Annotated in this window: 26 protein-coding genes and 1 tRNA gene; 16 read left to right on the forward strand and 11 right to left on the reverse strand. The window is 68.8% G+C overall.

All coding sequences use genetic code 11. The annotated features are described in order from the left end of the window. The first annotated feature begins 55 nt into the window (after nt 1–55). Nucleotides 56–955, forward strand: a complete 900-nt coding sequence (locus KYX17_RS15345; protein WP_243227816.1) for an alpha/beta fold hydrolase — start codon at nt 56–58, stop codon at nt 953–955. Here KYX17_RS15345 and KYX17_RS15350 read toward each other — a convergent pair. Further along, nucleotides 915–1,475, reverse strand: coding sequence for a CGNR zinc finger domain-containing protein (locus KYX17_RS15350; RefSeq protein WP_374208957.1), 561 nt, complete (start codon nt 1,473–1,475; stop codon nt 915–917). The two genes, KYX17_RS15345 and KYX17_RS15350, sit on opposite strands and share 41 nt — an antisense overlap. Before the next feature lie 73 nt (nt 1,476–1,548). Between KYX17_RS15350 and KYX17_RS15355 the strand changes: the two genes are divergently transcribed. Next, nucleotides 1,549–2,532 (forward strand): DMT family transporter, encoded by a 984-nt coding sequence (locus KYX17_RS15355; RefSeq protein ID WP_243227818.1) that lies wholly within the window; start codon nt 1,549–1,551, stop codon nt 2,530–2,532. On the opposite strand, the gene KYX17_RS15360 is transcribed toward KYX17_RS15355, so the two are convergent. From KYX17_RS15360 to KYX17_RS15375, 4 genes are read right to left on the reverse strand one after another with little or no spacing between them, the layout of a single operon-like run. Beyond that, entirely contained in the window at nt 2,504–2,977 is a 474-nt protein-coding gene (locus KYX17_RS15360; RefSeq protein WP_243227819.1) for an Lrp/AsnC family transcriptional regulator, read from the reverse strand. The genes KYX17_RS15355 and KYX17_RS15360 overlap by 29 nt on opposite strands. Before the next feature lie 57 nt (nt 2,978–3,034). Beyond that, complete coding sequence (locus KYX17_RS15365; RefSeq protein WP_243227820.1) at nt 3,035–4,783, reverse strand: alkaline phosphatase family protein; 1,749 nt, start codon at nt 4,781–4,783, stop codon at nt 3,035–3,037. Nucleotides 4,784–4,828: 45 nt separating this feature from the next. Then, on the reverse strand, nt 4,829–5,422 hold the full coding sequence (locus tag KYX17_RS15370) for a histidine phosphatase family protein (RefSeq protein WP_243227821.1): 594 nt from the start codon (nt 5,420–5,422) through the stop codon (nt 4,829–4,831). A 26-nt stretch (nt 5,423–5,448) separates the two neighbouring features. Beyond that, nucleotides 5,449–6,291: an NAD-dependent protein deacetylase gene (locus KYX17_RS15375; protein WP_243227822.1), complete on the reverse strand. Its 843-nt coding sequence runs from the start codon at nt 6,289–6,291 to the stop codon at nt 5,449–5,451. Between the two features lie 101 nt (nt 6,292–6,392). Between KYX17_RS15375 and KYX17_RS15380 the strand changes: the two genes are divergently transcribed. Then, nucleotides 6,393–7,211, forward strand: coding sequence for an RNA methyltransferase (locus KYX17_RS15380; RefSeq protein ID WP_243227823.1), 819 nt, complete (start codon nt 6,393–6,395; stop codon nt 7,209–7,211). On the opposite strand, the gene KYX17_RS15385 is transcribed toward KYX17_RS15380, so the two are convergent. Beyond that, nucleotides 7,187–8,038 (reverse strand): SGNH/GDSL hydrolase family protein, encoded by an 852-nt coding sequence (locus KYX17_RS15385; protein WP_243227824.1) that lies wholly within the window; start codon nt 8,036–8,038, stop codon nt 7,187–7,189. The genes KYX17_RS15380 and KYX17_RS15385 overlap by 25 nt on opposite strands. A gap of 125 nt (nt 8,039–8,163) precedes the next feature. Here KYX17_RS15385 and KYX17_RS15390 point away from each other — a divergent pair, with 125 nt between their 5' ends. After that, nucleotides 8,164–10,011, forward strand: a complete 1,848-nt coding sequence (locus KYX17_RS15390; protein WP_243227825.1) for a DEAD/DEAH box helicase — start codon at nt 8,164–8,166, stop codon at nt 10,009–10,011. Nucleotides 10,012–10,092: 81 nt separating this feature from the next. On the opposite strand, the gene KYX17_RS15395 is transcribed toward KYX17_RS15390, so the two are convergent. Next, nucleotides 10,093–10,177: transfer RNA gene (locus tag KYX17_RS15395), tRNA-Leu, on the reverse strand. A gap of 126 nt (nt 10,178–10,303) precedes the next feature. On the opposite strand from KYX17_RS15395, the gene KYX17_RS15400 reads away from it, so the two are divergent. Together KYX17_RS15400 and KYX17_RS15405 are read left to right on the forward strand one after the other, a co-directional pair. Beyond that, nucleotides 10,304–11,617 carry a M20/M25/M40 family metallo-hydrolase gene (locus tag KYX17_RS15400; protein ID WP_243227826.1) on the forward strand — a complete coding sequence of 438 codons (1,314 nt, stop codon included), beginning with the start codon at nt 10,304–10,306 and terminating at the stop codon, nt 11,615–11,617. A gap of 30 nt (nt 11,618–11,647) precedes the next feature. After that, the gene (locus KYX17_RS15405) at nt 11,648–12,484 is read left to right on the forward strand and encodes an undecaprenyl-diphosphate phosphatase (protein WP_243227827.1); all 837 of its coding nucleotides are present in this window, start codon (nt 11,648–11,650) and stop codon (nt 12,482–12,484) included. Nucleotides 12,485–12,497: 13 nt separating this feature from the next. Here the strand turns inward: KYX17_RS15405 and KYX17_RS15410 are convergent, their stop codons facing one another. Then, nucleotides 12,498–13,361 (reverse strand): PAC2 family protein, encoded by an 864-nt coding sequence (locus KYX17_RS15410; protein ID WP_243228206.1) that lies wholly within the window; start codon nt 13,359–13,361, stop codon nt 12,498–12,500. 110 nt (nt 13,362–13,471) lie between these two features. Here KYX17_RS15410 and KYX17_RS15415 point away from each other — a divergent pair, with 110 nt between their 5' ends. From KYX17_RS15415 to lnt, 9 genes are all read left to right on the forward strand, one after another. After that, on the forward strand, nt 13,472–14,158 hold the full coding sequence (locus tag KYX17_RS15415) for an HAD family hydrolase (RefSeq protein ID WP_374208958.1): 687 nt from the start codon (nt 13,472–13,474) through the stop codon (nt 14,156–14,158). Beyond that, entirely contained in the window at nt 14,155–15,171 is a 1,017-nt protein-coding gene (locus tag KYX17_RS15420) for a tRNA (adenine-N1)-methyltransferase (RefSeq protein WP_243227828.1), read from the forward strand. Before KYX17_RS15415 ends, KYX17_RS15420 begins: the two co-directional genes overlap by 4 nt. 4 nt (nt 15,172–15,175) lie before the next feature. Continuing rightward, nucleotides 15,176–16,087, forward strand: coding sequence for a hypothetical protein (locus tag KYX17_RS15425; protein ID WP_243227829.1), 912 nt, complete (start codon nt 15,176–15,178; stop codon nt 16,085–16,087). 37 nt (nt 16,088–16,124) lie between these two features. Then, nucleotides 16,125–17,126 (forward strand): helix-turn-helix transcriptional regulator, encoded by a 1,002-nt coding sequence (locus KYX17_RS15430; protein WP_374208959.1) that lies wholly within the window; start codon nt 16,125–16,127, stop codon nt 17,124–17,126. Continuing rightward, a complete protein-coding gene (locus KYX17_RS15435; RefSeq protein ID WP_243227830.1) occupies nt 17,123–18,094 on the forward strand; it encodes a YafY family protein in 972 nt (323 codons plus the stop codon). The genes KYX17_RS15430 and KYX17_RS15435 overlap by 4 nt, the downstream gene beginning before the upstream one ends. A gap of 63 nt (nt 18,095–18,157) precedes the next feature. Next, complete coding sequence (tatA, locus tag KYX17_RS15440; RefSeq protein WP_243227831.1) at nt 18,158–18,412, forward strand: twin-arginine translocase TatA/TatE family subunit; 255 nt, start codon at nt 18,158–18,160, stop codon at nt 18,410–18,412. A 63-nt stretch (nt 18,413–18,475) separates the two neighbouring features. Then, complete coding sequence (tatC, locus tag KYX17_RS15445) at nt 18,476–19,228, forward strand: twin-arginine translocase subunit TatC (protein WP_243227832.1); 753 nt, start codon at nt 18,476–18,478, stop codon at nt 19,226–19,228. Beyond that, nucleotides 19,225–21,696, forward strand: coding sequence for an RNA helicase (locus KYX17_RS15450; RefSeq protein ID WP_243227833.1), 2,472 nt, complete (start codon nt 19,225–19,227; stop codon nt 21,694–21,696). The genes tatC and KYX17_RS15450 overlap by 4 nt, the downstream gene beginning before the upstream one ends. 38 nt (nt 21,697–21,734) lie before the next feature. Further along, nucleotides 21,735–23,267: an apolipoprotein N-acyltransferase gene (lnt, locus tag KYX17_RS15455; protein WP_243227834.1), complete on the forward strand. Its 1,533-nt coding sequence runs from the start codon at nt 21,735–21,737 to the stop codon at nt 23,265–23,267. Between the two features lie 49 nt (nt 23,268–23,316). Here the strand turns inward: lnt and KYX17_RS15460 are convergent, their stop codons facing one another. Both KYX17_RS15460 and KYX17_RS15465 read right to left on the reverse strand, forming a co-directional pair. Continuing rightward, nucleotides 23,317–23,694: an RNA polymerase-binding protein RbpA gene (locus KYX17_RS15460; RefSeq protein ID WP_243227835.1), complete on the reverse strand. Its 378-nt coding sequence runs from the start codon at nt 23,692–23,694 to the stop codon at nt 23,317–23,319. Nucleotides 23,695–23,794: 100 nt separating this feature from the next. Then, nucleotides 23,795–24,574 carry a glycerophosphodiester phosphodiesterase family protein gene (locus KYX17_RS15465; RefSeq protein ID WP_243227836.1) on the reverse strand — a complete coding sequence of 260 codons (780 nt, stop codon included), beginning with the start codon at nt 24,572–24,574 and terminating at the stop codon, nt 23,795–23,797. 114 nt (nt 24,575–24,688) lie between these two features. Here KYX17_RS15465 and KYX17_RS15470 point away from each other — a divergent pair, with 114 nt between their 5' ends. Next, complete coding sequence (locus KYX17_RS15470; RefSeq protein ID WP_243227837.1) at nt 24,689–25,462, forward strand: SDR family oxidoreductase; 774 nt, start codon at nt 24,689–24,691, stop codon at nt 25,460–25,462. Between the two features lie 49 nt (nt 25,463–25,511). Here the strand turns inward: KYX17_RS15470 and KYX17_RS15475 are convergent, their stop codons facing one another. Beyond that, entirely contained in the window at nt 25,512–26,069 is a 558-nt protein-coding gene (locus KYX17_RS15475) for an HdeD family acid-resistance protein (RefSeq protein WP_243227838.1), read from the reverse strand. Between the last annotated feature and the right edge of the window lie 34 nt (nt 26,070–26,103).

Here is a 26,103-nt window from a genome sequence, read left to right on the forward strand (position 1 = left end):
GGGAGACCACCCCCACGCTCGGAGGACCACGCCGGGCGGGACGTAGACTCGAACGGTGACCGCGCCGCATCCCTATGCCGACAAGCTCGCGCCCATCCCCGTGCGGCGGCGCACCGTCGAGGTCCTGGGCGGCGAGACCGTCTACTGGGAGTATGGCGACGAAGACGCCCACACGACGCTGCTGCTTGTGCACGGCTTCCGCGGGGACCACCACGGGCTCGAGCCGGTCGTCGCGAACCTGCCGGGCTTCCGGGTGATCGCTCCCGATCTTCCGGGCTTCGGCGAGACCGAACCTGTTCCGCACCGCGAGCACGACCTGGAGCTCTACGCGGAGTGGTTGCATGGTTTCGCCCAGCGGGTCGCGGCAGGATCACCGATCCTCGGTCACTCGTTCGGGTCGATCGTGGCCTCGGCGGCGGTCGCCGCAGGCCTCGCCACGGACCGACTCGTGCTCGTGAATCCGATCGGAGCGCCGGCGCTGGAGGGCCCGCGCGGTTTCCTCACGCGCCTCGCGGTGTTCTACTACCGTGCGGCGGCGCGTCTCCCGGCGCCCATCGGCGACGCGCTGCTGCGCAACCGGGCCATCGTGCGGGGCATGAGCGTCGCCATGGTCAAGACGCGTCAGCCGCTGCTGCGCCGGTTCGTCCACGACCAGCACGACCGCTACTTCTCGCGCTTCGCCGACCGCGACGTGCTCCTGCAGGCGTTCGTGGCTTCCGTCTCGCATGACGTGCGCGAGTTCGCGCCGCGCATCTCCCAGCCCACGCTGCTTGTCGCGGCTCAGCTCGACGACATCACGCCGATCGAGGCCGAGCGCACCCTGCGTACGCTGTTCCGAAATGCCGAGCTCGTCGAGATCCCCGGCGTCGGGCACCTCATCCACTATGAGACGCCGGAGCCGGCAGCGGCCGCGATCAGTCGCTTTCTCTCGCCTTCCGCTGACGGTACGCGTTGACGTTCATCCGGTTGCCGCAGTTGCCGGTGTCGCAGTAGCGCTTGGATCCGTTGCGGGAGAAGTCGACGTAGACCGCTCCGCAATCGTCGGCCGAGCAGACGCGGATCCGCTCATACGCGTCTGCGCGGATGACATCGACGAACGCCATCGCCGCTTCGATCAGGATGCGATCGGCAAGAGGACCGTCATCCGGCGTCGCGTGGATGTGCCAGTCGTAGGCGTCATGGCGCACGAGGCGCGGCACCGCGTTGCTCTCGTGCAGCATGGCGTTCACGAGGGGCACCGCGGAGTCGCGATCGACGGACCAGAGCTCCCGCAGGCGCGGTCGGATGCGGCGGATCGCGTCGAGTTCGGTGGCGTCGAGACGGATGGTTCCCGAGTAAGGGTGCACCCGAAGATATGCGGCGAGATCGACGAGATCGACGAGGCCGTCGAGGTCCGGCGACGCCGTGCCGGGCAGCGTGTTCACCATGTCCGCGGTCATGACGAGAGACGAGCGTGTGTCAGGGGTGAAGATCAAGTTGACTCCTGACTTGATGGGGGATAGCGTCACCAGTGTCCCTCTAGTTTACTCCTGACATCCGGAGACGCCGATGGTCGCCCAGACCTCCTCCCTGGCCGTGGTCGCGCCGTTGCCCGTCCCCGGGGGCCGTGTCGCGGGACTCGCGGTCGGGCTCGCGTCGGCGCTGGCCTTTTCATCCAGCGGCCCCGTCGTGAAGCCGCTCATCGAGGCCGGGTGGACTCTCGGCGCGGCTCTCCTGGTGCGGATGTCGCTCGCGGCACTCATCCTGTCGCCTGCTCTCGTGCGGGCCGTTCGGCGCCGGCCGGGACTCCTGCGCCGCCAGTGGCCCCTCATCGTCGGATTCGGCCTGACGGGCGTCGCGGGTTGCCAGATCTTCTACTTCGCTGCCATGCAGCGGATGCCGGTGGCGGTGGCCCTCCTCGTGCAGTACCTCGCCCCCGTGCTGCTGGTGCTGCTTGCATGGGTGCGTACCCGTCGCGCTCCGTCGCGACTGGTGCTCATGGGATCGGCAGTCGCGATCGTCGGCCTCGTGCTGGTAGTGGACATCGCCGGCGCGCGCTTCGACCTGCTCGGCACCGTGTTCGCGCTGGGCGCCGCGGTCTGTGTCGGGGCGTACTTCCTCCTGTCCGAGCGCACCGGCGAAGAGCTGCCGGCGCTGGCTCTCGCCGCGGGCGGGCTCATCGTCGGAGCCCTTCTCATGGCCGTCCTGTGCATGACGGGCCTCTTGCCGTTCGCCGCTCCCGACGTCTCCGTCGCCCTGGCGGGGATCCAGCTCCCGGCGTGGGCCGCCATCGGCTGGGTCGGTGCTGTCGCGACGACCCTCGGGTACGCCCTCGGAGTGATCGCCGTGCCGATGCTCGGCTCTCGGGTCGCATCCTTCGTGGGTCTTTCCGAGGTCCTCTTCGCGCTGCTGTTCGCCTGGGCGCTTCTGGGCGAGGCGCCCGGTCCGGTGCAAATCGTCGGCGGCGTGGTCCTGATCGTCGGGGTCGTGCTCGTGAGAATGGACACGTCCCCGTCAGCGGCGCCTATCGCTGCGGTTGCGCCAACCCCATGAGGGGTGTCACGCGGTAGGGGATCACCTCGTCCATGACGAGGGAGGTCTCCGTGCGTTCCACCCCGCTGATCCCCAGGATGCGGGCGTCGGTGTCGAACAGATGCTGCGCATCGCGGCACGCGACCCGGACCAGAAGATCGACCGAACCCGCCAGGCCGTGGGCCTGCAGGACCTCCGGCACCTCCGCCAGCTGCTCCCGGATACGCGGCAGCTCGTGCTGCCGCACGGTCACGCTGACGTAGGCCTCGATGGGGAATCCGAGGGCAGCGGTCGACAGGGCGCGCTGGTAGCTGAGGAAGGCTCCCGTGCGATCGAGGCGGGCGAGCCGCGCCTGGATGGTGTTACGGGACAGCTGCAGGCGCTCGGCGAGAGCGACGACCGTTGCGCGATGGTCGTCAGCAAGCGCGCGGAGCAGCTCGATGTCGATACGGTCCAAAGCGGGCATGATGCGCAACGCTAGCAGCAGTGAGCGGCACCGTTTGCGCATATTGCGCGGCCGACGCTACGTCGCCGTCGGCGTCGGGGATGCGCCCTGAGTCGTGAAGAGCCCCAGTCCGTGCGCCTTGAGGATGTTGTAGGCGTCGGCGTAGGTCTCCGGCTCCGGCGCGCCGCTCGGGCCGTAACGCTCCAGAAGGAGTCCGAGCAGGCCTTTCGCGGGCGACGTCAGCGGCTTGTCGGAGGTGCGGATCTCCTCCAGCTCGTCCTCTTCGAGCAGCGGCGGTACGTAGGCGGGACTCACGGTGGGCCAGGTGGATGGATCGCGGGGCTCGGCCAGATTGGTCGCGCTGAACAGGGTCGGGGCGCCGCGGTCGCGATCGGTCAGCGGCTCGAGGCCGTGCAGCTGACACAGGGTCGCGATGACGGCGGCGTGATGGATCTCCTCGTTGATGATCGTGCCCGCCCTCGTGTACGCCGACACGGCGATCGCCGGCACGCGCAGGCCGAGTCGGTTGAAACGGAATCCCATCTCGCCCTCGGCGGCCTCAGGATCCGGAGGGGTGGCCTTGGGCGGGACGACGTGGTCGTAGGTACCGCCGTGCTCGTCGAACGTGATGAGCAGGAGCGTGTTGAGCGCGTTGGAGCCGTCGCTGCTGGCGGAGGTGCGGATCGCGTCGTAGACGCTCGCCACGAGCGCTTCGCCGGCGCGGACGTCCGAGACCGCCGAATCGAACACGGGGGAGCCGTCGACGTCGCTCCCGCGCACGACGCCGAAGGGAGGGTGGAAGTCGTTGTGGTTGTAGACCATCCGGGGCTCGATGAATGCGTAGTCGGGCAGGGTTCCCGCCTTCGCGTCCGCGAAGAACTGGTCCATGTACGCGAAATGTTCGCTCCGCCAGTACTTCTCCAGCACGGGCGCGTGCATGACGCCGGTCAGCGAGACGAGCTGCTGTTCGTCGAAGTAGATGCGCCAGCTGCGGCCGGCCTCCTCCAGGCGGTTGAAGATCGTCGGTGCCGCAGGCGCATCCAACCACTTGCCGTAGCCGCCGCCACCGCGATTCGTGACGAATCCGTGTGAGGTGGAGGCGTGGAAGAAGGAGCGGTTGCAGTACGTCTGGCTTGGCACCGCGCAGTGCCAGTGGTCGTAAACCGCGAACCCCTGAGCCAGCGTCGAGAGCACGGGCAGCATCGCGGGGGAGAATCCGCCCATGATCACGTCGGCCTCGGCGGGCGACGGCTCCTTGCCCTTGCTCGTGCGTCGGTAGTTGGCGATGTAGTCGCGGACGAACCCCTGCATGGTCGGGGTCGTGTCGGCAGACGGCGCGTTCCAGGGTGCGCGCAGCGGTCGATGCCACGAGGTCTCGTTGGACGCAGGGTCGACCGTGCCGAAGATCTGGGTGTTCACGTGCGGGTACGTCTCGCCCGGATCCGGGTCGGGTGAGCACATGATCTCATCGGTGCTGCCCGTATACACGTGCGCAGGCACCGATCGACCGTCAGGTGCGGGGTTCGAGAAGTCGCCGAATGCGAGGCCGTCGAAACGTGCACCGGTGGGCACAGTGGCCGGCGTGTAGAGGTGGCCGAGGAGGTTGTCGAACGACCGGTTCTCACCCATGAGGACCACCACGTGAGAGAACGCGGGTTCGTTCTCGGCGTGAGAGGGGCGCGTCGAGGCCTGCACCGCCGCCGCGCCCGCTCCGGCGGCGCCGCCCAGGGCCAGTCCGCCGAGGGCGAGTCCGCCCACGCGGAGGAAGTCGCGCCGGGATGCGGCTCCGGCGTCCGGGGGTGGATCGTTCTTCGATCGACGGCTCATCGTGTGTGTCAGGCTACGGCATCGCCGTCGAGCCGACTCAGCGGCTCAGGCGGCGGAGTAGGAGAGAAGCCGCAGCACGCCGTCCTGCCACGAGAACTCCTGCGCAGAGCCGTTGCCGAGCCGATCGCCGTCGGCGGGGAGCTGCTCGTCGGTGGCGAAGGCCAGCACCTCGCGGATGAGGGCGCCGTGGGCGACGGCGACCACCACGGGAGGCGGCTCGTCCGCCGATGCGTCGGCGATCACCCGCGCGAGACCGCTCAGCGCGCGCTCGCGCAGCTGTTCTCGCGTCTCTGCTCCCGGCACACGGGCGTCGGGTCCCCGTCCCCAGCGCTCGGCGAGCTCGTCGATGGATACTCCTTCGGCCTCGCCGTACGAACGCTCCCTCAGTTCGGGATATCTCCCCGCGACAGGCCGCTCCAGGATCGCCCCGATGATGTCCGCCGTTTCGGCTGCGCGCTGCAGATCGCTCGAGACGAGCAGCAGCGGCGTGTCTGCGTCGAGACGGTCGCGCAGGGCGAGGCCGGCGTCGCGGGCCTGTGTGCGTCCGGTCTCGTTGAGGGGGATGTCTGTCGCGCCCTGGATGCGGCGGGCGCGGTTCCAGTCGGTCTCGCCGTGGCGGATGAGGATGAGGTGGGTCACGGGCCTGTCGGTGTGTCGAAGCGGAGTCAGCGTCGGCGGGGGAGCGCCTCCGCCAGGGCGGTGAGCACCTCACTCGTCCCGGCGTCGATCTTGACCGTGGCCCGGGCATCGGCCCGGGTCTGTCCGCGGTTGACGATGACCACCGGAAGCCTACGTCGCCGGGCGCGCTCGACCAATCTGATACCCGAGTTCACGACCAGGGACGAACCCGCCACGAGAAGCGCGTCCGCGGCGCGCACGAGCTGCTCGGCCTCGCGGAACCGCTCGGCAGGGATGAACTCGCCGAAGAAGACGACATCCGGCTTGAGCACGCCCCCGCACACGCTGCACTCGGGGATGCGGAAGCCGTCCACCTCGGCGCCCGCGACGTCGCCGTCGGGCCCGAGCGGCAGCTCCTCCGTCTCGCTCAGCCAGGGGTTGTCCGCCTCCACCCTCACTGCGAGATCGCGTCGGTCGAACACCTGCCCGCATTGCAGGCAGCCCACGCGGCGCATGGTGCCGTGCAGCTCGACCACGCGACGGGAGCCGGCACGCACGTGCAGACCGTCGACGTTCTGGGTGATGACCCCGCTCGTGATGTCCGCTGCCTCCAGCTGGGCGAGCGCGCGATGGCCTTCGTTGGGCTGCGCTGCGGCGAAGCGCCGCCACCCGAGGTGGCTGCCGACCCAATAGCGCCGCCGGGCGCTCTCCTCGGAGAGGAACTGCTCGACGCTCATGGGCTTGCGCACGGGAGCGCCCTGCCCGCGGTAGTCCGGGATCCCGGAATCGGTCGACACTCCGGCGCCGGTGAGGACGGCGACCCGTCGACCGGCCAGCGCGTCGATCGCGCGCTCCAGCTCGGCGAGGGCGGTCGGATCGGGTTCCGTCACGAGTGGCACAGTACCTCCTGCTGCCGAGCCTACGCCTGCCGGTTTGCGGGCATGTTTCGTCGCTGGCTTCTGAGGCTGGTTAGCTGGCCGAGGAGGGACGTATGCACCTGGAAGAGATCACCGACGCCGACGACACGCGACTGCACGACTACCGCGACCTCACCGACGTCGCGCTACGGCGGATGTCGGAGCCGGCAGAGGGGCTGTACATCGCCGAGTCCGCAAAAGTGATCGCGCGGGCGCTGGCGGCGGGACACCGACCTCGATCCGTGCTCGTGCAGCGCAAGTGGGTCGACGAAGTGTCGGCGCTCCTGGCGCACACCGACACACCGGTGTACGTCGTGCCGGCTGAAGTCGCCGAGTCGGTGACGGGCTACAGCGTGCACCGCGGCGCTCTGGCGGCGATGCATCGCCCGGAGCTGCCGGATGTTGCCGGCCTCCTGCGCGACGCCCGCACGGTGCTCGTCCTCGAGGACATCGTCGACCACACGAACGTGGGCGCGGCGATCCGCGCGGCCGCAGGAATGGGGGCGGATGCGGTGCTCGTGACCGAGCGGTGCGCGGATCCGCTCTACCGACGCAGCGTGCGCGTGAGCATGGGCACCGTCTTCCAGGTCCCGTGGACGCGGCTGCCCGCGTGGCCGGAGGCGAGGCACCTCTTCGACGAGGCGGGATTCCACCTCGCCGCTCTCGCGCTCGCGCACGATGCCGTCGCGCTCGAGTCGTTCGCGGCGTCCAGGCCCGAGAGGGTGGCATTGCTGCTCGGAGCCGAGGGCGACGGGCTGAGTCGCGGGGCGCTGCGCGCAGCCGACACCGTGGTGACCATCCCGATGTCGGGCGGTGTCGACTCGCTCAACGTCGCTTCAGCGGGCGCCGTGGCGCTCTGGGCGCTCGCTCACCCGCCCGCCGGAGGTGTCTGACCGTCGAGGCGCGACACGCTCGAAGGCTCCGGGCGCTTCGCGGTCACATTGTCGCCGGACGACTGGTGCCGCAAGCGCCGCAGCACCCACGGAACGAGGTAGGTGCGCGCCCAGACGAGGTCGTCGGCGCGCGCCGCTCGCCAGTTGCGCACCGCGATCGGCGCGGGCTGCATCGGGGCGAGGTCGTTGGGGACGTTCAACGCCCGCAACACCATCCGTGCCACCTCGTGGTGACCGAGAGCGTTCAGGTGCAGGCGGTCATCCGCGAAGAAACGGGCGTCCTGGATCTCCTTCAGACCCCACTGGTCGGCCACGATGCAGTCGTAGCGGTCGGCGATGGCGCGCAGGTTCTCGTTGTAGATCGCGACCTTTCCGCGGAAACCGCGGAACACCGGCGAGAAGTTCGTATCGATGCCCGTGAACACGATGACAGTGGCGCCGGTCGAGGAGAGCCGGATGACGGCGTCCTCGAACTGTTGCGAGATCTCGTCGGGATCGGTGCCCGGGCGGATGACGTCGTTCCCTCCCGCGCAGAAACTGATGAGGTCGGGGGAGAGGGCGAGGGCGGGCTCGATCTGCTCCGCCACGATCTGGCCGATCAAGCGGCCGCGTACGGCGAGGTTCGCGTAGGCGAAGTCGTCCACGCCGGCGCCGAGCACCTCGGCGACACGGTCCGCCCAGCCTCGGTTGCCCCCGGGCGAGTCGGGCGAGGGGTCGCCGATGCCCTCTGTGAAGGAGTCGCCGATGGCGACGAATCGCCGCCACGGGTGTCCCTCGTCGTTGGCGACGTAGGGAGTGCGGTGGGGCAGAGCCGATTCGGTGGTCATCGTTCCTCCTGACCTCTCAGCGTAGCCCCGTGCCCTGAGTCGGGGTCGGGTCCGGCTGTCCGTGATCTCGCCTATCGTGGATTCTCGCGTTCGAGAACGGAGGTGCGATGGACGAGGAGCGGGAGATGACCATCGACGCCGATCGGACAGACGAGCACGGAGCCGAGCACATCGGCAGTTTCGCCGCCGAGCACCTCTCCCCGACATACCCGCAGCGCGCACCGTGGGGAACCGCGCAGCGCCTGCGCGCCTGGCAGGCCGAGGCCCTCGATCAGTACTTCTCCATGGATGGTCCCGGCGGCATCGGCAAGGGCCCCCGCGACTTCCTCGCCGCTGCCACACCCGGTGCTGGAAAGACCACCTTCGCCTTGCGCCTCGCGAGCGAGTTGCTGCGCCGTGGCGTGGTCGACCGCATCATCGTGGTCGCGCCGACGGAGCATCTCAAGACGCAATGGGCGGATGCGGCGGCCCGGGTGGGCATCAGACTCGACCCGCACTTCAGCAACCGCCACACCGTTCCGGCCAGGCAATATCACGGCGTCGCGGTGACGTATGCGCAGGTGGCGGTGAAGGCGTCCGTCCATCAGTACCTGACGATCGAGAAGCGCAGCCTCGTGATCCTCGACGAGGTGCATCACGGCGGCGACGCCCTCAGCTGGGGCGACGCGCTGCGCGAGGCGTACGGACGCGCCACCCGCCGGCTGCTGCTGTCGGGGACGCCCTTCCGCTCCGACACGGCCCCCATCCCGTTCGTCGAGTACCACCCCGATGCCAAGGGCAACCGCGTCTCGCGCACGGATTACGCGTACGGCTACCGCCGGGCGCTCGAGGACGGCGTCGTGCGTCCCGTGCTCTTCATGGTCTACGCGGGGCACATGCGCTGGCGCACCAAGACGGGCGACGAGATGGAGGCGCAGCTCGGTCAGGACAACACGAAGGACATCACCTCCCAGGCATGGCGCACTGCGCTCGCCCCCGAGGGGGAGTGGATCTCCGCCGTCCTGCGGTCGGCCGATCGGCGCCTCTCGGAGGTGCGGGAACAGGTTCCGGATGCGGGCGGCCTCGTCATCGCGACCGACCAGACGGCGGCGCGCGCGTACGCCGACATCCTGCAGCAGATCTCCGGTGAGTCCGTCACCGTCGTCCTCTCGGACGAGGCCGAGGCGTCCTCTCGCATCGAGACCTTCTCCGCCTCGGACTCGCGCTGGATGGTGGCCGTTCGGATGGTGTCCGAAGGCGTCGACGTACCGCGCCTGGCCGTCGGTGTGTACGCGACCTCCGCCTCGACGCCGCTGTTCTTCGCACAGGCGATCGGTCGTTTCGTGCGCGCTCGGCGTCGCGGCGAGACCGCGAGCGTCTTCCTGCCCAACGTCCCGCAGCTGCTGACCCTCGCCAACGAGATGGAGCGCCAGCGCGACCACGCGCTCGACCGCGAGAGCGACGCGGAGGACATGTGGGACGCCGAAGAGGACATGATGAACCAGGCGGAGCGCGAGGACTCCGCATCCGACGCCCTGACGGAAGAGTTCGCGTACCAGGCGCTCGGCGCGAACGCCCACTTCGACCGCGTGCTGTTCGACGGCAAGGAGTTCGGTCAGCTCGCCGTGCCCGGCACGCCTGAGGAGGAGGAGTTCCTGGGTATCCCGGGGCTGCTCGAGCCGGAGCACGTGCACGAACTCCTGATGCAGCGCCAGGCCCGTCAGGGACGCCATCGCTCCGCGCGGGAAGCGCGCGAGGCGGCGGGGGAGCAGGAGCCGCCGAGCGACATCCCCGCGCCTCTGCACCGCACGCTCAAGGAGCAGCGACAGCTGCTCAACAGCCTGGTGGGGCTGTACGCGCGACAGAGCGGCGAACCGCACGGCGCGGTGCACACCGAACTGCGGCGCCTGTGCGGGGGACCTGCGGTCTCTCACGCGACCGTGGCGCAGTTGCAGGCACGGATCGAACTGCTGCGCAAGCGCGTCCACAGCTGAGCGGGGCACTGCGTCGGCGTGCGGGATGGCACACGCACAAAAGGAGAAGAGGGCCCCTTCCGGGACCCTCTTCTGTCACTGTGCGCGAGGGGGGACTTGAACCCCCACGCCCTATACGGGCACTAGCACCTCAAGCTAGCGCGTCTACCTATTCCGCCACCCGCGCAGTGTTTTCGTCGCTTTCGCAACGAGGAGCAACGTTACCACGTCCCGTGTCCGGCCGTTAATCCGGATCGCCCCGCGTGTGTCGCGCGTCACAGGACGGACACACGAAGCCGGTAGCCTGAACCCCATGACGGACGCGACTGCCGCAGGCGCGCCCGATCTGCCCGAGGTCGCGCGGATCGCGCGCGATCTCATCCGCATCGACACGACGAACTACGGCGGCGGTCGTGCTGCCGGCGAGCGCGAGGCCGCCGAGTATGTCGGCGCCTACCTCGAGCAGCTTGGTCTCGACACGCAGTACTACGAGCCGATCCAGCGCCGCACCAACGTGTTCGCGCGTGTGCCGGGGCGGGACCGCACGCGGCCGGCTCTCGTCGTGCACGGCCACCTCGACGTCGTCCCCGCGGTAACGGACGACTGGAGCGTCGACCCGTTCGCGGGCGTCGTCCGTGACGGGATGCTGTGGGGTCGCGGTGCGGTGGACATGAAGAACATGGTCGCGATGATCCTCACCTCGGTCGCGGAGCTCGTACGAGCGGGGAAGCAGCCGGAGCGCGATCTCGTGCTGGCCTTCTTCGCAGACGAGGAGAACGGCGGCGTCGAGGGCTCTTCGCTCGTCGTCGAGCATCGACCGGAGATCTTCGCCGGCGCGACCGAGGCGATCAGCGAGGTGGGCGGCTTCTCCGTGGACGTCGGCTCTCGACGTGCCTACCTCCTCCAGGTGGGGGAGAAGGCGCTTCTCTGGTTGCGGCTGGTGGCGCGCGGCGCGGCCGGCCACGGCAGCAGATTCCACCCGGACAACGCCGTGGTCCGCCTCGCCGAGGCCGTTGCAGCGCTCGGGCGCACCGAGTGGCCCCTGCGGCTCACCGCCACCACCGAGCGCTTCCTCGCCGAGATGTCGCGTCTCACCGGGATGGATGCCGACGATCCCGATGCGCTGGCCGACGCCGCCGGTCCCGCATCCGCGTTCCTCCGGGCGAGTCTGCGCACGACGGCGAACGCGACGGGGCTGGCCGCCGGTTACAAGCACAACGTGATCCCCGATCGGGCCGAGGCACTGATCGACGTCCGTGTGCTGCCCGGGACCGAGGAGGCGGCGCTCGCGGACATCCGTCGGATCGTCGGTGAGGGGATCGAGATCGAGACGGTCGTGCGCGACGTTGGCCTGGAGACGACCTTCGACGGCGACCTCGTCGATCGCATGGTCGCAGCCCTCGCGCGACATGATCCCGAGGCGCCTGTCATCCCGTACCTGCTCGGTGCGGGAACCGACAACAAGGCGCTGTCGCGTCTGGGGATCACCGGTTACGGGTTCGCGCCGTTGCGCCTTCCGCAGGGCATGGATTTCACCGGTATGTTCCACGGTGTCGACGAACGCGTCCCGATCGATTCCCTCGTGTTCGGGCAGCGCGTGCTGACCGACTTCCTCCGCACCTGCTGACCCGTCATCCGATAAGGCGAAAGGCCGTCGATGCAGAATTTCCTCGAAGCGCTCCTCCTGGGCCTCGTCCAAGGTCTCACCGAGTTCCTTCCGGTCTCATCCAGTGCGCATCTCGCGATCCTCGGAGCCTTCCTGCCTTCCGCGCAGGATCCGGGCGCGGCATTCACGGCGATCACGCAGATCGGTACCGAGGCCGCGGTCGTGATCTTCTTCTGGAAGGACATCGTCCGCATCATCTCGCACTGGTTCGGCTCGTTCACCGGACGCGTCCCGCGCAACGATCCCGACGCGCGGATGGGCTGGTTGATCATCGTCGGGTCGGTGCCGATCGTCGCGCTGGGGCTCTTCTTCCAGGATCAGATCGAGGGCGTGTTCCGCTCGCTCTGGCTGGTCGCGGGCATGCTCATCTTCTTCGGCGTCCTCCTCGGCATCGCCGATGCGGTCGGCGCACACCGCCGCAAGCTCAAGGACCTCACGGTCGGCCACGGCATCGTCTTCGGCCTGGCGCAGTCGCTCGCGCTCGTGCCGGGGGTCTCGCGCTCCGGCGGCACCATCACCGCGGGTCTCTTCCTCGGGTACGAGCGTGCGGCGGCGGCGCGATACGCGTTCCTGCTCGCGATTCCTGCGGTGTTCGGCAGCGGCTTCTACCAGCTGTTCAAAGTGCTCCGCGAGCCCGAGGTCGACCCCGTCTTCAACCTGTGGGAGACAGGAGCCGCGACCATCGTCGCGTTCTTCGTCGCGCTCGTGGTGATCAAGTACTTCATGGCGTGGATCTCCAAGCGCAGCTTCCTGCCGTTCGTGATCTATCGCGTCGCGTTGGGTGCGTTCGTGATGATCATGCTCGCGACGGGCGTCATCGCCGCCTGATCACGCTCCAGCGTCAGCGCCGCGGCTCATCGCGGCCGGGCTTGCCCGGCCCGTCACCGCGGCGACGCAGGTACTGCTCGAACTCACGGGCGATCGCGTCGCCGGACGCATCCGGGGAGTCCCACGTGTCGCGCGTGCGCTCGAGTCCACGGATGTACTCGGTCATCTCCTCGTCGTCGGCAGCGGCCGCGTCGATGGATGCCTCCCACGCAGCGGCCTGCGTCGACAGCTCGCCGCGGGGGACCTTCGCCCCGGTGATGTCCTCCAGACGGTCCAGGAGCGCCAGCGTGGCTTTCGGAGAAGGCGTGTGTCCCGCGACGTAGTGCGGAACGCTGGCCCACAGCGACGCCGCCGGGATGCCGGCCTGTTCAGCGACATGGGCGAGGACGCTCAGGATGCCGACGGGTCCTTCGTAGGAGCTTCTCTCGAGGCCCAGGCCGGTGCGCAGCGCGTCGCTGTCGCTGCCCGCGAAGATCGAGATCGGACGGGTGTGCGGCACATCCGCCATCATCGAGCCGAGCGCGACGAAGCCGGTGATGTCCTCGGCGAGAGCGAAGTCGACGAGTTCGGAGGCGAACGCCTTCCACGCTCGCGCAGGTTCGACGCCGGTCAGCAGCCACAGCTGCGTGCCCCGGGTCTGCTGCGCCGGGCGCAGCAGCGTCGCCTCCGGCCACGAGAGCGCGCGATTGCCCTCCGCATCCAGGCTCACCGTCGGGCGGGTGTATTGATAGTCGAAGTACAGTTCGGGGTCCACCGAGTAGACGCTCTCGTACTCGCCCTCGGCGCGCAGGAGCGCCACGGCGGCCGAGGCCGCCTCACCCGCGTCGTTCCAGCCGTCGAAGGCGGCGACCAGAACGCGCCGACCGAGTCCCTCCACCGTCACTCCCTCTCTTCCGCAGCAGCTGAGCGCCGCGGGGATCGTTCCAGGATAGGCGCAGCGACGCCGCGTGGCGCGGGTCCGGTCGGGGTGCCTCGTAGCATGGGACGGTGAACCCCCAGCTTCCCGAGGCCGTCCTGTGGGACATGGACGGCACTCTCGTCGACACCGAGCCCTATTGGATGGCAGCCGAGGGGCCGCTCGTCGCCTCCTACGGCGGCGTCTGGACCCACGAACAGGCGCTGGGACTGGTCGGCCTCGGGCTCGACGATGCGGCACGCCTGCTGCAGGGCGCAGGCGTTCGCCTTGCCGAGCAGCAGATCATCGACACCCTGACGAGCCGGGTCATGCAGTCGCTGCGGGAGGACGGCGTGCCCTTCCGCCCCGGTGCCCGAGAGCTGCTGGCCAGTCTCCGTGCAGCGGGGGTGCGCACAGCCTTGGTGACCATGTCCCTGCGTCGCATGGCGGACGCGGTCGTCGAGCTCATCGACTTCGACGCCTTCGACCTCGTGATCGCCGGCGACGAGGCGACCCGCCCGAAGCCCTTCCCGGATCCGTACCTGCAGGCCTGCGCCTCGCTCGGCGTCGATCCGGCGCGCACCGTCGCGATCGAGGACTCGCCGAACGGTCTGCGCTCCGCCATCGCGGCCGGCACCGTCGCACTCGGCGTTCCCCACATGGTGTCGCTCGAGGGCGTCGGGGCCGCCGCCCTGTGGCCCTCGCTCGCCGACACCGACGCGCACGACATCGCGCGTCTGTTCACCGCACACCACGAATTCGAGGACGTCGCACGATGACCACTCCCGCCTCCGCACCCCGCGGCCCCTTCCGCTTCGGCGATCGCATCCAGTTGACAGGACCGAAGGGTCGACTGCACACGATCACGCTGAAGGACGGCGGCGAGCTGCACACGCATCACGGCGTGCTGCGTCATCGCGACATCGAGGGCCTGCCTGACGGCTCCGTCGTCGCCAACAGCGGCGGCCACGAGTACCTCGCCCTGCGCCCGTTGCTGCGTGATTTCGTCATGTCGATGCCGCGTGGTGCCGCGATCGTGTACCCGAAGGACGCGGCGCAGATCGTCGCGCAGGCCGACATCTTCCCCGGGGCGGTCGTCGTCGAAGCGGGTGTCGGGTCGGGTGCGCTCGCGCTCTGGCTCCTGCGTGGAGTCGGAGCGGCGGGACGGCTGACGTCCTTCGAACGGCGGGAGGACTTCGCCGAGGTCGCGCGTGCGAACGTCGAGACCTTCCTCGGCTGGGTGCCCGAGAACTGGACGCTCGAGGTCGGGGATCTCGTCGAGCGCTTGCCGCAAGCGGTCGAACCGGCATCCGTCGACCGGGTCGTGCTCGACATGCTGGCGCCGTGGGAGTGCATCGATGTGGTCGCCGATGCGCTCGCGCCCGGCGGCGTGGTGATCTGCTACGTCGCCACCGCGACGCAGCTCAGCCGTGTCGCGGAGTACATCCGCCAGACCGAGCTCTTCACCGACCCGGAGGCGAGCGAGACGCTCGTGCGCGGCTGGCACGTCGAGGGGCTCGCGGTGCGCCCGGATCACCGCATGGTCGCGCACACCGGGTTCCTGCTGACGGCGCGGCGACTCGCTCCCGGCGCCGTGCTTCCCGAGCAGAAGCGGCGGGCCTCCAAGTCGAGCTACAGCGACGAGGATGTGGAGCTGTGGACGCCGGGAGCGGTGGGGGAGCGGCAGATCACCGACAAGAACCTCCGCAAGCGCGTGCGCGAGGCGCAGCGCGCGGCTGCCGGTGCGCGCCAGGCGGCGAGGGAGGACGCCGCCGACGAGCACGTAGACTGATCCGGTGCGCAGACTCCCCGCCGCGGCCGCCGCAGTCGGCCTGATGACCCTGGCCCTCGTCGGCTGCTCGTCCTCGGCAGCATCGGGTTGCGATCGCCCTGATTCCGTCGGCGCGATCGGTTCGCTCGTCGCCGTCTCCGGCGACGACGGCACCGTCGCACCCACGGTCCAGGTGTCCTCGCCGATCAATATCGACGGCGTGCAGTACGACGACCTCGTTACCGGCGACGGAAATGCCATCGTCTCCGACAACCAGGTGGTGGACGTGGGCTTCACCCTCGCCGATGCGACGAGCGGCGAAGTCCTGGCTGCGGAGGGCTACGGGCAGCCGCTCTATCTGCCGCTGACGAGCCTGACCCAGGCGATGCCGGGGATCAAGAGCGCGCTGGAGTGCGCGACCGGGGGGTCGAAGATCGTCGTGGGTCTCGCCGGCGATCAGGTTGACGCAGGCTTCCTCGAGCAGCTGCGACTCGCCGAAGGCACTCCGCTCGTCGCCGTCCTGGACCTGCGCTCTGTGATGCTTTCGGCCGCCGACGGCGCGCCGCAGTACAACGAGGCGCACGGCATGCCGTCGGTTGTGCTCACCGACGACGGCCACCCCGGCGTGGTGGTCCCCGATGGTTCCGCCCCGTCCGAGCGCAAGGTGGAGGTCCTGAAGAAGGGTGACCACGACGTCCCCGCCGACGGTTCCACCGTCGTCGTGAACGTGCTGCAGGTCGATTGGAAGAGCAAGCGCGTCACGAAGACCACCTGGGACGACAAGCCCGACGCGGTCGCGCTCGGGGGCGATTCGGTCGTCTCTCAGACGATCGCCGGCCTTCCGATCGGCTCGCAGGTGCTGGTCGTCGAGCCGCCCGCCGATGCCTCTTCCGACGCCTCGATCTACGTGATCGACATCCTCGGCTCGCTGGGCTGAACCCCGCCGCGCCGGCGCTCGGTGGCGCGCCTAGGATATGGGGGTGCCCATGAACGAAGCGAGTTCCGTCGCGCCAGAGGAGCGCTTGGTGAACCTCGCCGTCGCGCTCATGGCGACGGAACAGGGCCTCACCAAGGACACGATCCTGCGATCGGTCTCGGGGTACCGGGAGCAGGCGGAGGCCGGGGCGTCGAAGACCGCTCTGGAGAAGATGTTCGAGCGCGACAAGGAGAACCTGCGCGCGCTGGGCGTCCCGATCGAGACCATCGGTGACCACGCCGACCCCGATGATCTCCGCGAGGCCCGCTATCGTGTGCCGACCGCGGAGTACGCGCTCCCCGCCGACATCACGTTCACGCCCGCGGAGATCGCCCTGCTCAATCTGGCGGGCTCTGTCTGGAGCGAGAACAGCATGTCGTTGCCGGCACGGAGCGGGCTGCGGAAGATCCGAGCCCTGGGCAACGAGGTCGACGCGGAGATCGTCGGTTATGCGCCGCGCATCAGCGTGCGCGACACGGCGTTCGCTCCGCTGCAGCGTGCCATCGAGCAGGCGCGCGTCGTCTCGTTCACCTATGTGCGACCGGGGGAGTCGACAGCGCGCCGGCGCCGGGTGCGCCCGCTCGCTCTCGTCGAGTACGAGGCCCGTTGGCACGTGTACGGCACGGATGTGACGCTCGGTGCGGAGCGCACATTCCTCCTGTCCCGTATCACCGACGCGGTCCAGATCACCAAGGAAAGCTTCGACCCCTCGTTGCGCGCGGGCGCGGGGGAACGCGCCCTCCGCGAGCTCCAGGAGCTCGCGGCACGACAGGAGGCCCTCATCGAAGTGCACCCGGGAACCGAGGCCGCGCTTCGCCTCGCCCGCCGTGGCCGCTCGGCCGCTCAAGGCATCCTGGTGCCGTACGTCGACGCGCACATCCTCGCCGACGAGCTCGCCTCTTACGGTCCCGAGGCACGCGTGGTGGACCCGCCCCACCTGCGCGATCTCGTGGTCGAGCGCCTGCGCGCAGTGGTGGCGCTGCACGGAGGACGCGCGTGAACGCCTCGCGTCCGCTGGTCGCCACCGAGCGCGCCGCCTTGATCATGCAACTCGTGCCCTACCTGCTCGAACGCGGCGATGTCGCCCTGGACGACGCCGCGCGCGACTTCGAGGTGAGCCCCGCGCAGATGCGGGGAATGGTCGAGAAGCTGACGGTCATCGGCCGTCCCGGAGAGGGGGGCTTCTGGTCGCTGCCCGGTGACCTCTTCGACATCGATTGGGATCTGCTCGACACGCAGGACCGCATCGCGCTGACGCACACCGTCGGCCTCGAGCGCACCCCTCGCCTGACGGCTCGCGAGGCCGCGGCCCTGCTCGCCGGGCTCCAGCTCACGGGCTCGTTGCCGGGAGTGAGCGATTCCGCCCTCCTGGAGGGCCTCCTGGCGAAACTCGCGCGCGGCGCGGCATCGGCGCCCGCCGACGTCATCGTCGCCCCCGCCCCCGTCGACCACGTGCGCGAGCGCGTCGACGAGGCACTCCGTCGCGGTCGTGCGATCTCGTTCTCGTACAAGACCCCGGATGCGGCCGCGACGACCCGCACGGTCGACCCGGTCAAGGTGCACATCGCCGAAGGACAGTGGTATCTGCAGGGCTGGTGCCACCTGCGCCAGGCCACGCGCACGTTCCACCTCGACCGCGTGTCCGATGTCGAGGTCACCGACATCCCGGTAACGCACGGCGCGGATCCGCTGCCCGCGCTGTTCGACACCCTCCAGGGTGATATCGTCGCGCGTCTGCGGTTCCCGGAGGCAGTGGCACCGCTTCTCGGCGAGTTCCTGACGCACGCCGAGATCGAGAGCTCCGGCGGCATGGCGACCGCCACGGTGCGCCTGGCGGATGAAGGCGTGCTGCGCAGGCTCGCCGCCCGCCGCGCCGGTGACGTCGAGATCCTGGCGCCCGAGGCGGCCCGCCGAGCCGCCGCATCCTGGGCGCACGCAGGTCTGGCGCAGTACGAACACTCCGACTGATCCCCGGCCCCGTCGCAGGTGCGCGGGTTACACTGGGGGCACCTCGAACTTTTGGAGATCTCCATGGGCGCTTTCGGTTGGCCGCACCTGCTGGTCATCCTCGCGGTGATTCTGCTCCTCTTCGGCGCTGCCAAGCTGCCGGCTCTGGCGAAGAGCGTGGGACAGTCCGCCCGGGTGTTCCGCGGAGAGATGAAGGCCATGAAAGAAGACGACGCCGCGGCGCCGTCCCCCGTCACCAACACCGCGCCGGCTCCTACCCCGGCGGAGTCCGCGCCGAAGGCTCCCGACACGGGGACCTCGCCCGACACTCGCGCCTGACCGGCCGTGACGGCCCCGGCTTCGCCCATCACGGGAGCTGAAGAACCACGCCGCGAGAAGCGGATGTCGCTGGGACAGCACCTCATCGAGCTGCGGCGTCGTCTGATGATCGCGGCGATCGCGCTGGTTGCGGCGATGATCATCGCCTTCTTCGTGACGGACCCCATCCTGGACTGGTTGATGGGCCCGATCAAGTTCGTGGCAGAGAAGCGCGGAGACAGTTTCTCCGCCCTGAACTTCGCGACGGTCACATCGCCGTTCGAGATGCGGATGCGGATCGCGGTGACGATCGGCATCTTCCTGTCCGCCCCCGTCTGGCTGTGGCAGATCTGGGCGTTCATCATGCCCGGGCTCACTCGCAAGGAGATCCGGTACACGATCGGATTCGTCGCGTCCGCCATCCCGCTGTTCTTCGCCGGGTGCTACGTCGCGGTCTTGGTCATGCCTCACGTCATCGAGGTCATGTGGAGCTTCACGCCCCAGGGTGCCGTGAACTTCTACTCGGCGTCGGAGTACTACGACTTCATCTTCAAACTGATGATCGTCGTGGGCGTCTCGTTCGTGCTGCCCGTGTTCCTGGTGGCGCTCAACCTCGCGGGCATCATGTCGGGAATGGCCATTCTGAAGGGATGGCGGGTGGCCGTGCTGGTCGCGACGATCTTCGCCGCCGTCGCGACCCCGGCCGCTGACGTCGTCAGCATGCTGCTGCTTGGCGCCATTTTGATCGTGCTGTTCTTCGCGGCGGCTGGACTGTCCATGATCTTCGACCGCCGGCGCCGAAAGCGCGAGGCGGCGCTGCTGGACACGACGCTGTGACCGAACTCTCCGCCGCCGAGAGGTTCGCCGCCGCACAGTCGCGGGCTTCCCATCCGGAGACGGCTGCGTTCGCGGCCGCCCAGCGCTTCGAGCTCGACCCGTTCCAGCTCGAGGGATGCGCCTCTCTCGAAGAGGGGCGAAGTGTCCTCGTCGCCGCGCCCACGGGTGCAGGAAAGACCATCGTGGGGGAGTTCGCCATCCATCTGGCCATGCTCACCTCGCGCGACAAGGCCTTCTACACGACGCCTATGAAGGCGCTGTCGAACCAGAAGTTCCGCGAGCTGACCGAGGTCTACGGACCGGAGAACGTGGGCCTGCTCACCGGCGATACCAACATCAACGGAAATGCGCGCATCGTGGTGATGACGACCGAGGTGCTGCGCAACATGCTCTATGCGGGCTCCTCCGCGTTACGCGATCTCCGTTTCGTCGTGATGGACGAAGTGCACTACCTGGCCGATCGCTTCCGCGGCGCGGTCTGGGAAGAGGTGATCATCCACCTCCCGGAGAGCGTCCGGCTCGTCTCCCTGTCCGCCACGGTCTCCAACGCCGAGGAGTTCGGCGACTGGTTGGACACGGTGCGCGGCGAGACCGACATCATCGTCTCCGAGACGCGACCCGTCCCTCTCGAGCAGCATGTCCTGGTGCGCGGAGACCTTCTGCCCCTGTTCGACGATCGCGCCGGCGTCGCCGCCGCCCAAGTCAACCAGGAGCTGCTCCGCATCCGCTCCGGCGGGGGACCGGGACACGACCGCAAGCGCTACGGGCAGCAGGCGCGGCGGGATCCCGACGCTCATCGTCGTCCGCATCGGCACGGAACGAAGCAACTCCGATCGGGAAACACCCGACGGCTCGAACGGATCGACCGCCCCGAGGTCGTCGACCTGCTGGGACGCGCCAACCTGCTCCCCGCGATCTTCTTCATCTTCTCGCGCGCGGGTTGCGACGGTGCCGTGCAGCAGGTGCGGCGATCAGGACTCCGCCTCACCGACGCCGACGAGCGTCGCGCGATCAGAGAGATCGTGGAGGAACGCACACGCAACCTCCCGGATGAAGATCTGGCTGTTCTCGGCTTCTGGGAGTGGCGAGAGAACCTCGAACGCGGGGTCGCGGCCCACCACGCCGGTCTTCTGCCCGCCTTCAAGGAGATCGTCGAGGAACTCTTCCGTCGCAAGCTCGTCAAGGTCGTCTTCGCGACCGAGACGCTCGCGCTGGGGATTAACATGCCCGCCCGCACGGTGGTGCTCGAGAAGCTCGAGAAGTTCAACGGCGAAGCGCGTGTCGCCATCACGTCGGGGGAGTACACCCAGCTGACCGGCCGGGCGGGGCGTCGCGGCATCGATGTCGAGGGGCACGCGGTGGTGCAGTGGAGCGAGACGATGGATCCGCAGGCGGTGGCGGCCCTCGCGTCCCGCCGCACCTATCCACTGAACTCGAGCTTCCGACCCACCTACAACATGGCGGTCAATCTGATCGACCAGTTCGGCCGCCCGCGCGCCCGCGAGATCCTCGAATCCTCGTTCGCGCAGTTCCAGGCGGACCGCTCCGTCGTGGGACTGGCTCGAGAGGTGCGCTCGGCGGAGGAGTCGCTGGCGGGCTACCGCGAGGCGATGACCTGCGACCGTGGCGACTACACGGAGTACGCGCAGTTGCGACAGGAGGTCTCCGAACTGGAGAAGCTCGGGCGCAAAGACGCGAGCGCCTCCCGGGCGACTCGTGACGAACGCACCCGTCGCATTCAATCGCTCCGTCGTCGGCTCCAGCATCACCCGTGCCACTCCTGCCCGGACCGTGAGTCGCACGCACGATGGGCCGAGCGCTATCTCAAGCTGAACAAGCGTGTGGAACGCATGCGCGCCCAGATCTCCTCGCGTACCGGCACGGTCGCGCGCGTCTTCGACCGCGTCGTCGATGTCTTGAGTGAACTCGACTACGTCGCCCATGACGACGAGGGACGCACCGTCCTGACCGCATCGGGCCGGCGGATGCGGCGGATCTACGGGGAGCGCGATCTCCTCGTCGCGGAGTCTCTGCGCACCGGCATCTGGGATCGTTTGGACGCCCCATCACTCGCGGCGCTGGTGTGCGCACTCGTGTACGAGCCCCGACGCGACGAGGCGGGAGTGGGGGAGCGCGGCCTGCCGCGCGGCGCCTTCCGCACCGCCCTCACCGCCACCGAGGACCTGTGGCAGCGTCTCGACGACATCGAACGCGATCATCACCTGCCCGGTTCCACGCCGCCCGCGGTGGGGCTGTCGCAGGCGATGTACTCGTGGGCGCGAGGGTCGATCCTCGACCGTGTCCTCACCGAGGCCGACATGGCGGCCGGCGACTTCGTGCGGTGGGCCAAACAGACGATCGATCTGCTCGATCAGCTCTCCCTCGTCGCGGATGCGCCACTGGCCACGACCGCGCGCACTGCTCTCGACTCGGTGCGACGCGGCATCGTCGCGTACTCCGGCGTCTGACGGCGGGCCCATAGCAGGATCCGCCTAGGCTGGAGATCGTGCCGAGACCGCGTGCCCTCCTACCGCTCTGGGCTGCCGTGCTGGCATCCGTTCTCGGCGGGCTCGCCCTGACGACGGCGTTCCCGGCGCTGAGCTGGTGGCCGATGGTCTTCGTCGCGATCCCGCTCGCGCTCGTCTCGCTCATCGGCCGCAGCGTCGGTGGTGCGTTCCTCGTCGGCACGGCGTACGGGGCCGCGTTCTTCCTCGTCAATGTCTCCTTCACCGCGCGCTACCTGGGGCCCGTGCCCTGGCTCGCCCTCTCCGTGCTGGAAGCCGTCCTCACCGGTGCTGCGGCCATCCTCATCACCTGGGCGTATCGGTGGGTGCCCCGGGCACTGCGGGGGATGTGGCCTCGCCTGATCGTGCTTCCCTTGCTCGTGGCGGGCCTCTGGGTGCTGCGCGAACAATGGGTCGGAACATTCCCCTACGGCGGCTTTCCGTGGGGGAGGGTCGGTGTGACCCAGGTGAACGGCCCGCTTGCCCCGCTGCTGTCGTGGGTCGGGATGTCGGGCGTCGGTTTCGTGGTCGTCTTCCTGTGCGCGTCGGCGATCGAGTATGTGCGCGTCCGGCGGTTCCGCGATGTCCGCACGATCGTCCCCACGCTCCTGGTGGCCGCGATCGCCGTCGTCACGCCCGCGTTCGCCACGACCGCCGCCGGCACGTTGCGCATCGGGTCGGTGCAGGGCAACGGCCCGGCGGGGTACTTCGACCAGCGAGCACGAGGCGCGCTGCTCGATGCACAGCTGAAGGCCACCGAGGCGATCGCCGATGATCGTATGGATCTCCTCGTGTGGCCTGAGGGGGGCATCGATTCGGATCCCACGAGCAACGGGACCACGGCCGCGACGCTGGACACACTGTCGAACCGTATCGGTGCGCCCCTGCTCGTGAACGCCGCCACCGCGCGCGGCGACCGCTACTTCAACACCTCGATGCTGTGGGAGGCCGGCGAAGGCGTCGTCGCCTCCTACGACAAGATCCACCCCGTGCCGTTCGGGGAATATGTTCCGGATCGTCCCTTCTTCGCCGCACTGGCGCCGGATCTGATCAACCTCATCCAACGGGAGTACACACCGGGTACGGCCGAACCCGTCGTCGAGCTCGGCGATATCCCGATCGGCCTCGCCATCTGCTTCGACGTCATCTACGACGATGTGGTGTGGGCGGCATCTGACGGCGGCGCCCAGGTGTTCGTCTATCAGACGAACAACGCGGACTTCCGGGGTACCGACGAGAACCTTCAGCAGCTGGCATTCGCGCGCGCACGAGCGATCGAAACGGGACGCGCCGTCGTGAACATCTCGACCGTCGGCACGAGTCAGGTGATCGCGCCCACGGGCGAGGTCATCGACGGCATCGCCGCCGACACCGCCGGGGCGATGCTGACGCAGGTGCCGCTGCGCAACGGCACGACCGCTGCGATGGTGCTGGGGCCGGCGCTGCACGCCGTGTTCGCCTGGGGGAGTCTGATCGTGCTGCTGGCAGCGTGGCTGGGGGCGAAGGTGCGCGGAGCGCGCGAGAACCGCGGATGACGAAGAACGACGCCACCCCGAGGGGGCGGCGCCGTTCGGACGACTGCGCTCAGGCGGTCTTCTTGGTGACGTCGTCACCGGCGCCGCGACGGGCGCGGACGAAGGCGAGACGCTCCTCGAGAAGCTCCTCGAGCTCCGGGATCGTGCGGCGCTCGAGCAGCATGTCCCAGTGGGTGCGCGCGGCCTTGTCGTCGCTGTGGTCGACGGAGACGGTCTGCTCGCCCACGCGCAGCAGTGCCTCTCCGCCGCAGGCGCGGCATTCCCAGGTCTGCGGCGGCTCAGCGTCTGCCGCGAAAGTCAGTGTGGTCTCTTTCGAACACACGCTGCAGACGTAGGTCTGCTGCGTGCGCTCATGAAAAACGACGCCCTCTTCGCTCTGTAGGCTCTGGGCGCCGAGTCGGATGCCGCGAAGACTGCGGTCTGCCATTGTGTGGTCCTCTCGTCGCGTGGTGCTTACCCGGTATAACGCGTCGAGTTGGGAGGATCATCCGAGGCGGCTATGACGGAGCAGAACTCACAGTCTATCTTCAGCGTCCAGAGCCGAGAATTCGCAGCGCGAGATCCGCACGGTCGGTCACGAGGCCGTCGACTCCCATCTCGATCAGTCGTCGCATGTCTGCTTCTTCGTTGACGGTCCAGACATGCACTTCGACCCCCGCATCGTGCACTGCATCGAGGAAGCGGGGCGTCACGAGACGGATGCGGTTCTGATACTCCGGGACCTGGAGTGCATCGATGCCCTCGAGGGTTCGGCGCATGAGCCGGCGCGAGCCGCTGAGGGCGGCAGCGGCTGCACGCGCGACCAGCGTCGCCCCCGCGGATGTGGCGGGCAGCAGCGATGAGCGGGCGCGCGCTGCTGCGGCAAGGGCGGCTCGGCGCCGACGCTCGGAGAAGCTCGTGAGCAGAACACGCTCCGCCGCGCTCGAAGCAAGACGCCCGGCAGGCTCGGCGGCCGCATCCGCCTTGACGTCGATGTTGAAACGTATGTCGGGGAAGCTCTCCAGCGCCTGCGCGAAGCTCGCCAGCCCGCCGCGCTCGGCCATGAGCTCCTCGAGCTCTCGGAGCGTCACATCGCGCACGAGGCGAGGATCACCGACGACGCGCGAGAGGTCGTCGTCGTGGAACAGGACGACCTCGCCGTCGCGCGTCAGGTGGCAGTCCGACTCCACGTAGACCGCGCCCGCAGCGTGCGCGGCGGCGATCGCCGCGAACGAGTTCTCCACGAGATCCACCGCGCCTACGGGCACGAGGCCACGGTGCGCGAACACGCGGGGAGTGGGTGTGCGACTCAGGTAGGGATGCGTCACGGCGCCCACGCTATCGCGCGCGACGCCGAGCGGGGATTGGTAGGGTCGGGTGTCGCCCTGATGCGCCGTTTCGGAGCCCGGCGACGTCCTCTCGCACCAGATTCAGGAGTGCCCGTGACCGATTCGCTCACCCCCCTCGCCGCCGGTTCCCTCGCCGGCAAGACCGCCCTCGTGACCGGTTCGTCGCGCGGCATCGGAGCCGACACCGTGCGCTACTTCGCGCAGGCAGGCGCGAATGTCGTCATCAACTTCCGCAACAAGGCGCCGCGCGCCGAGAAGCTCGCCACGCAGCTGCGCGGACTCGGCGTGGAGGTGCTCGTGGTCGGAGCGGACCTGACGGATGCGGCATCCGTCGAGGCGATGTTCTCAGAGGTGGAGCAGACGTTCGGATCCCTCGACATCCTGGTGCTCAACGCCTCCGGCGGCATGGAGGGCGGCATGGCCGCGGACTATGCACTGCAGCTGAATCGCGACGCGCAGGTGCGCGTTCTCGAGACGGCACTGCCGCTGCTGGGTTCGGGATCGCGCGTCGTGTTCGTGACGAGCCACCAGGCGCACTTCATCCACACCACGCCCACGATGCCGGAGTACGAGCCGGTCGCGCTCTCGAAGCGCGCCGGTGAAGATGCGCTTCGTGAGCGGATCCCCGCTCTGACCGAGCGCGGCGTCGAGTTCGTCGTCGTCTCGGGCGACATGATCGAAGGCACCATCACCGCCACACTGCTCGAACGCGCCAATCCCGGAGCCATCGCGCTGCGCCGTGAGGATGCCGGCAAACTCTACAACGTGTCCGAGTTCGCGGCCGAGGTCGCCCTCGCCGCCGTGGAACCGGTTCCCGCGGACAACACGCGGCTCGTGGGGGAGACCAGCTCCTTCGTCGCCGAGTGAGAATGCAGAACGGCCCCGGATCCGTGGATCCGGGGCCGTTCTCGTGCTGTCAGGCGCGGCCGAAGGTGAAGGCGCGCACGAGCTGGATGATGCCGAGGATGACGAGCGAGGCGCCCACGAACAGCCAGAGCAGCGCCACATAGAGCGGCGAGAACACCAGGATGACACCGGCGATGAGGCTCATCACCGCGAAGAAGATGGTCCAACCCCGTGAGGCGCTGTTGCCGAGGGTTGTGAGGGCTACGACACCTTCGACGATCCAGGTGATGCCGATGAACACTCCCACGAAGATGGCGAGGAACACCGTGGTGTCGCCGAGGTTCGCGAGTGCGATCACTCCGGCGGCCACGAACAGCACGCCGAGAGCGATATGACCGACGCGGGACCACCCGCCGAGGGTCTTGGAGAAGATGCCGAGACCCGCGTACACGAGCCCCGATGCGATGGCGTAGACGGCGATGATCGCGGTTCCTACGGCGGCCGTCTTCAGCGGCCACACGAGGATCAGAATGCCGACGATGAGCGCGATGGCGCCACCGATGCCGAAGGCGGTGCGGATGCCGTTGATGAACGTCTTGTCGGCGCCAGGGGTGACAGTCTCGGACATGTCCTGCTCTTTTCTGAGAAGAAGCTGAGTGTAC

The sequence above is a fragment of the Microbacterium sp. CIAB417 genome, from assembly GCF_022788845.1.

Bases quoted from the DNA above. Each gene is read 5' to 3' on its own strand.
- KYX17_RS15460 (WP_243227835.1), bottom strand. From the start codon at position 23,694: ATGGCAGACCGCAGTCTTCGCGGCATCCGACTCGGCGCCCAGAGCCTA.
- KYX17_RS15365 (WP_243227820.1), bottom strand. From the start codon at position 4,783: ATGAGCCGTCGATCGAAGAACGATCCACCCCCGGACGCCGGAGCCGCA.
- KYX17_RS15385 (WP_243227824.1), bottom strand. From the start codon at position 8,038: ATGACCACCGAATCGGCTCTGCCCCACCGCACTCCCTACGTCGCCAAC.
- KYX17_RS15360 (WP_243227819.1), bottom strand. From the start codon at position 2,977: ATGCCCGCTTTGGACCGTATCGACATCGAGCTGCTCCGCGCGCTTGCT.
- KYX17_RS15430 (WP_374208959.1), top strand. From the start codon at position 16,125: ATGGGGGTGCCCATGAACGAAGCGAGTTCCGTCGCGCCAGAGGAGCGC.
- KYX17_RS15355 (WP_243227818.1), top strand. From the start codon at position 1,549: ATGGTCGCCCAGACCTCCTCCCTGGCCGTGGTCGCGCCGTTGCCCGTC.
- KYX17_RS15400 (WP_243227826.1), top strand. From the start codon at position 10,304: ATGACGGACGCGACTGCCGCAGGCGCGCCCGATCTGCCCGAGGTCGCG.
- KYX17_RS15390 (WP_243227825.1), top strand. From the start codon at position 8,164: ATGACCATCGACGCCGATCGGACAGACGAGCACGGAGCCGAGCACATC.
- KYX17_RS15380 (WP_243227823.1), top strand. From the start codon at position 6,393: ATGCACCTGGAAGAGATCACCGACGCCGACGACACGCGACTGCACGAC.
- tatA (WP_243227831.1), top strand. From the start codon at position 18,158: ATGGGCGCTTTCGGTTGGCCGCACCTGCTGGTCATCCTCGCGGTGATT.
- KYX17_RS15475 (WP_243227838.1), bottom strand. From the start codon at position 26,069: ATGTCCGAGACTGTCACCCCTGGCGCCGACAAGACGTTCATCAACGGC.
- KYX17_RS15420 (WP_243227828.1), top strand. From the start codon at position 14,155: ATGACCACTCCCGCCTCCGCACCCCGCGGCCCCTTCCGCTTCGGCGAT.
- KYX17_RS15405 (WP_243227827.1), top strand. From the start codon at position 11,648: ATGCAGAATTTCCTCGAAGCGCTCCTCCTGGGCCTCGTCCAAGGTCTC.
- tatC (WP_243227832.1), top strand. From the start codon at position 18,476: ATGTCGCTGGGACAGCACCTCATCGAGCTGCGGCGTCGTCTGATGATC.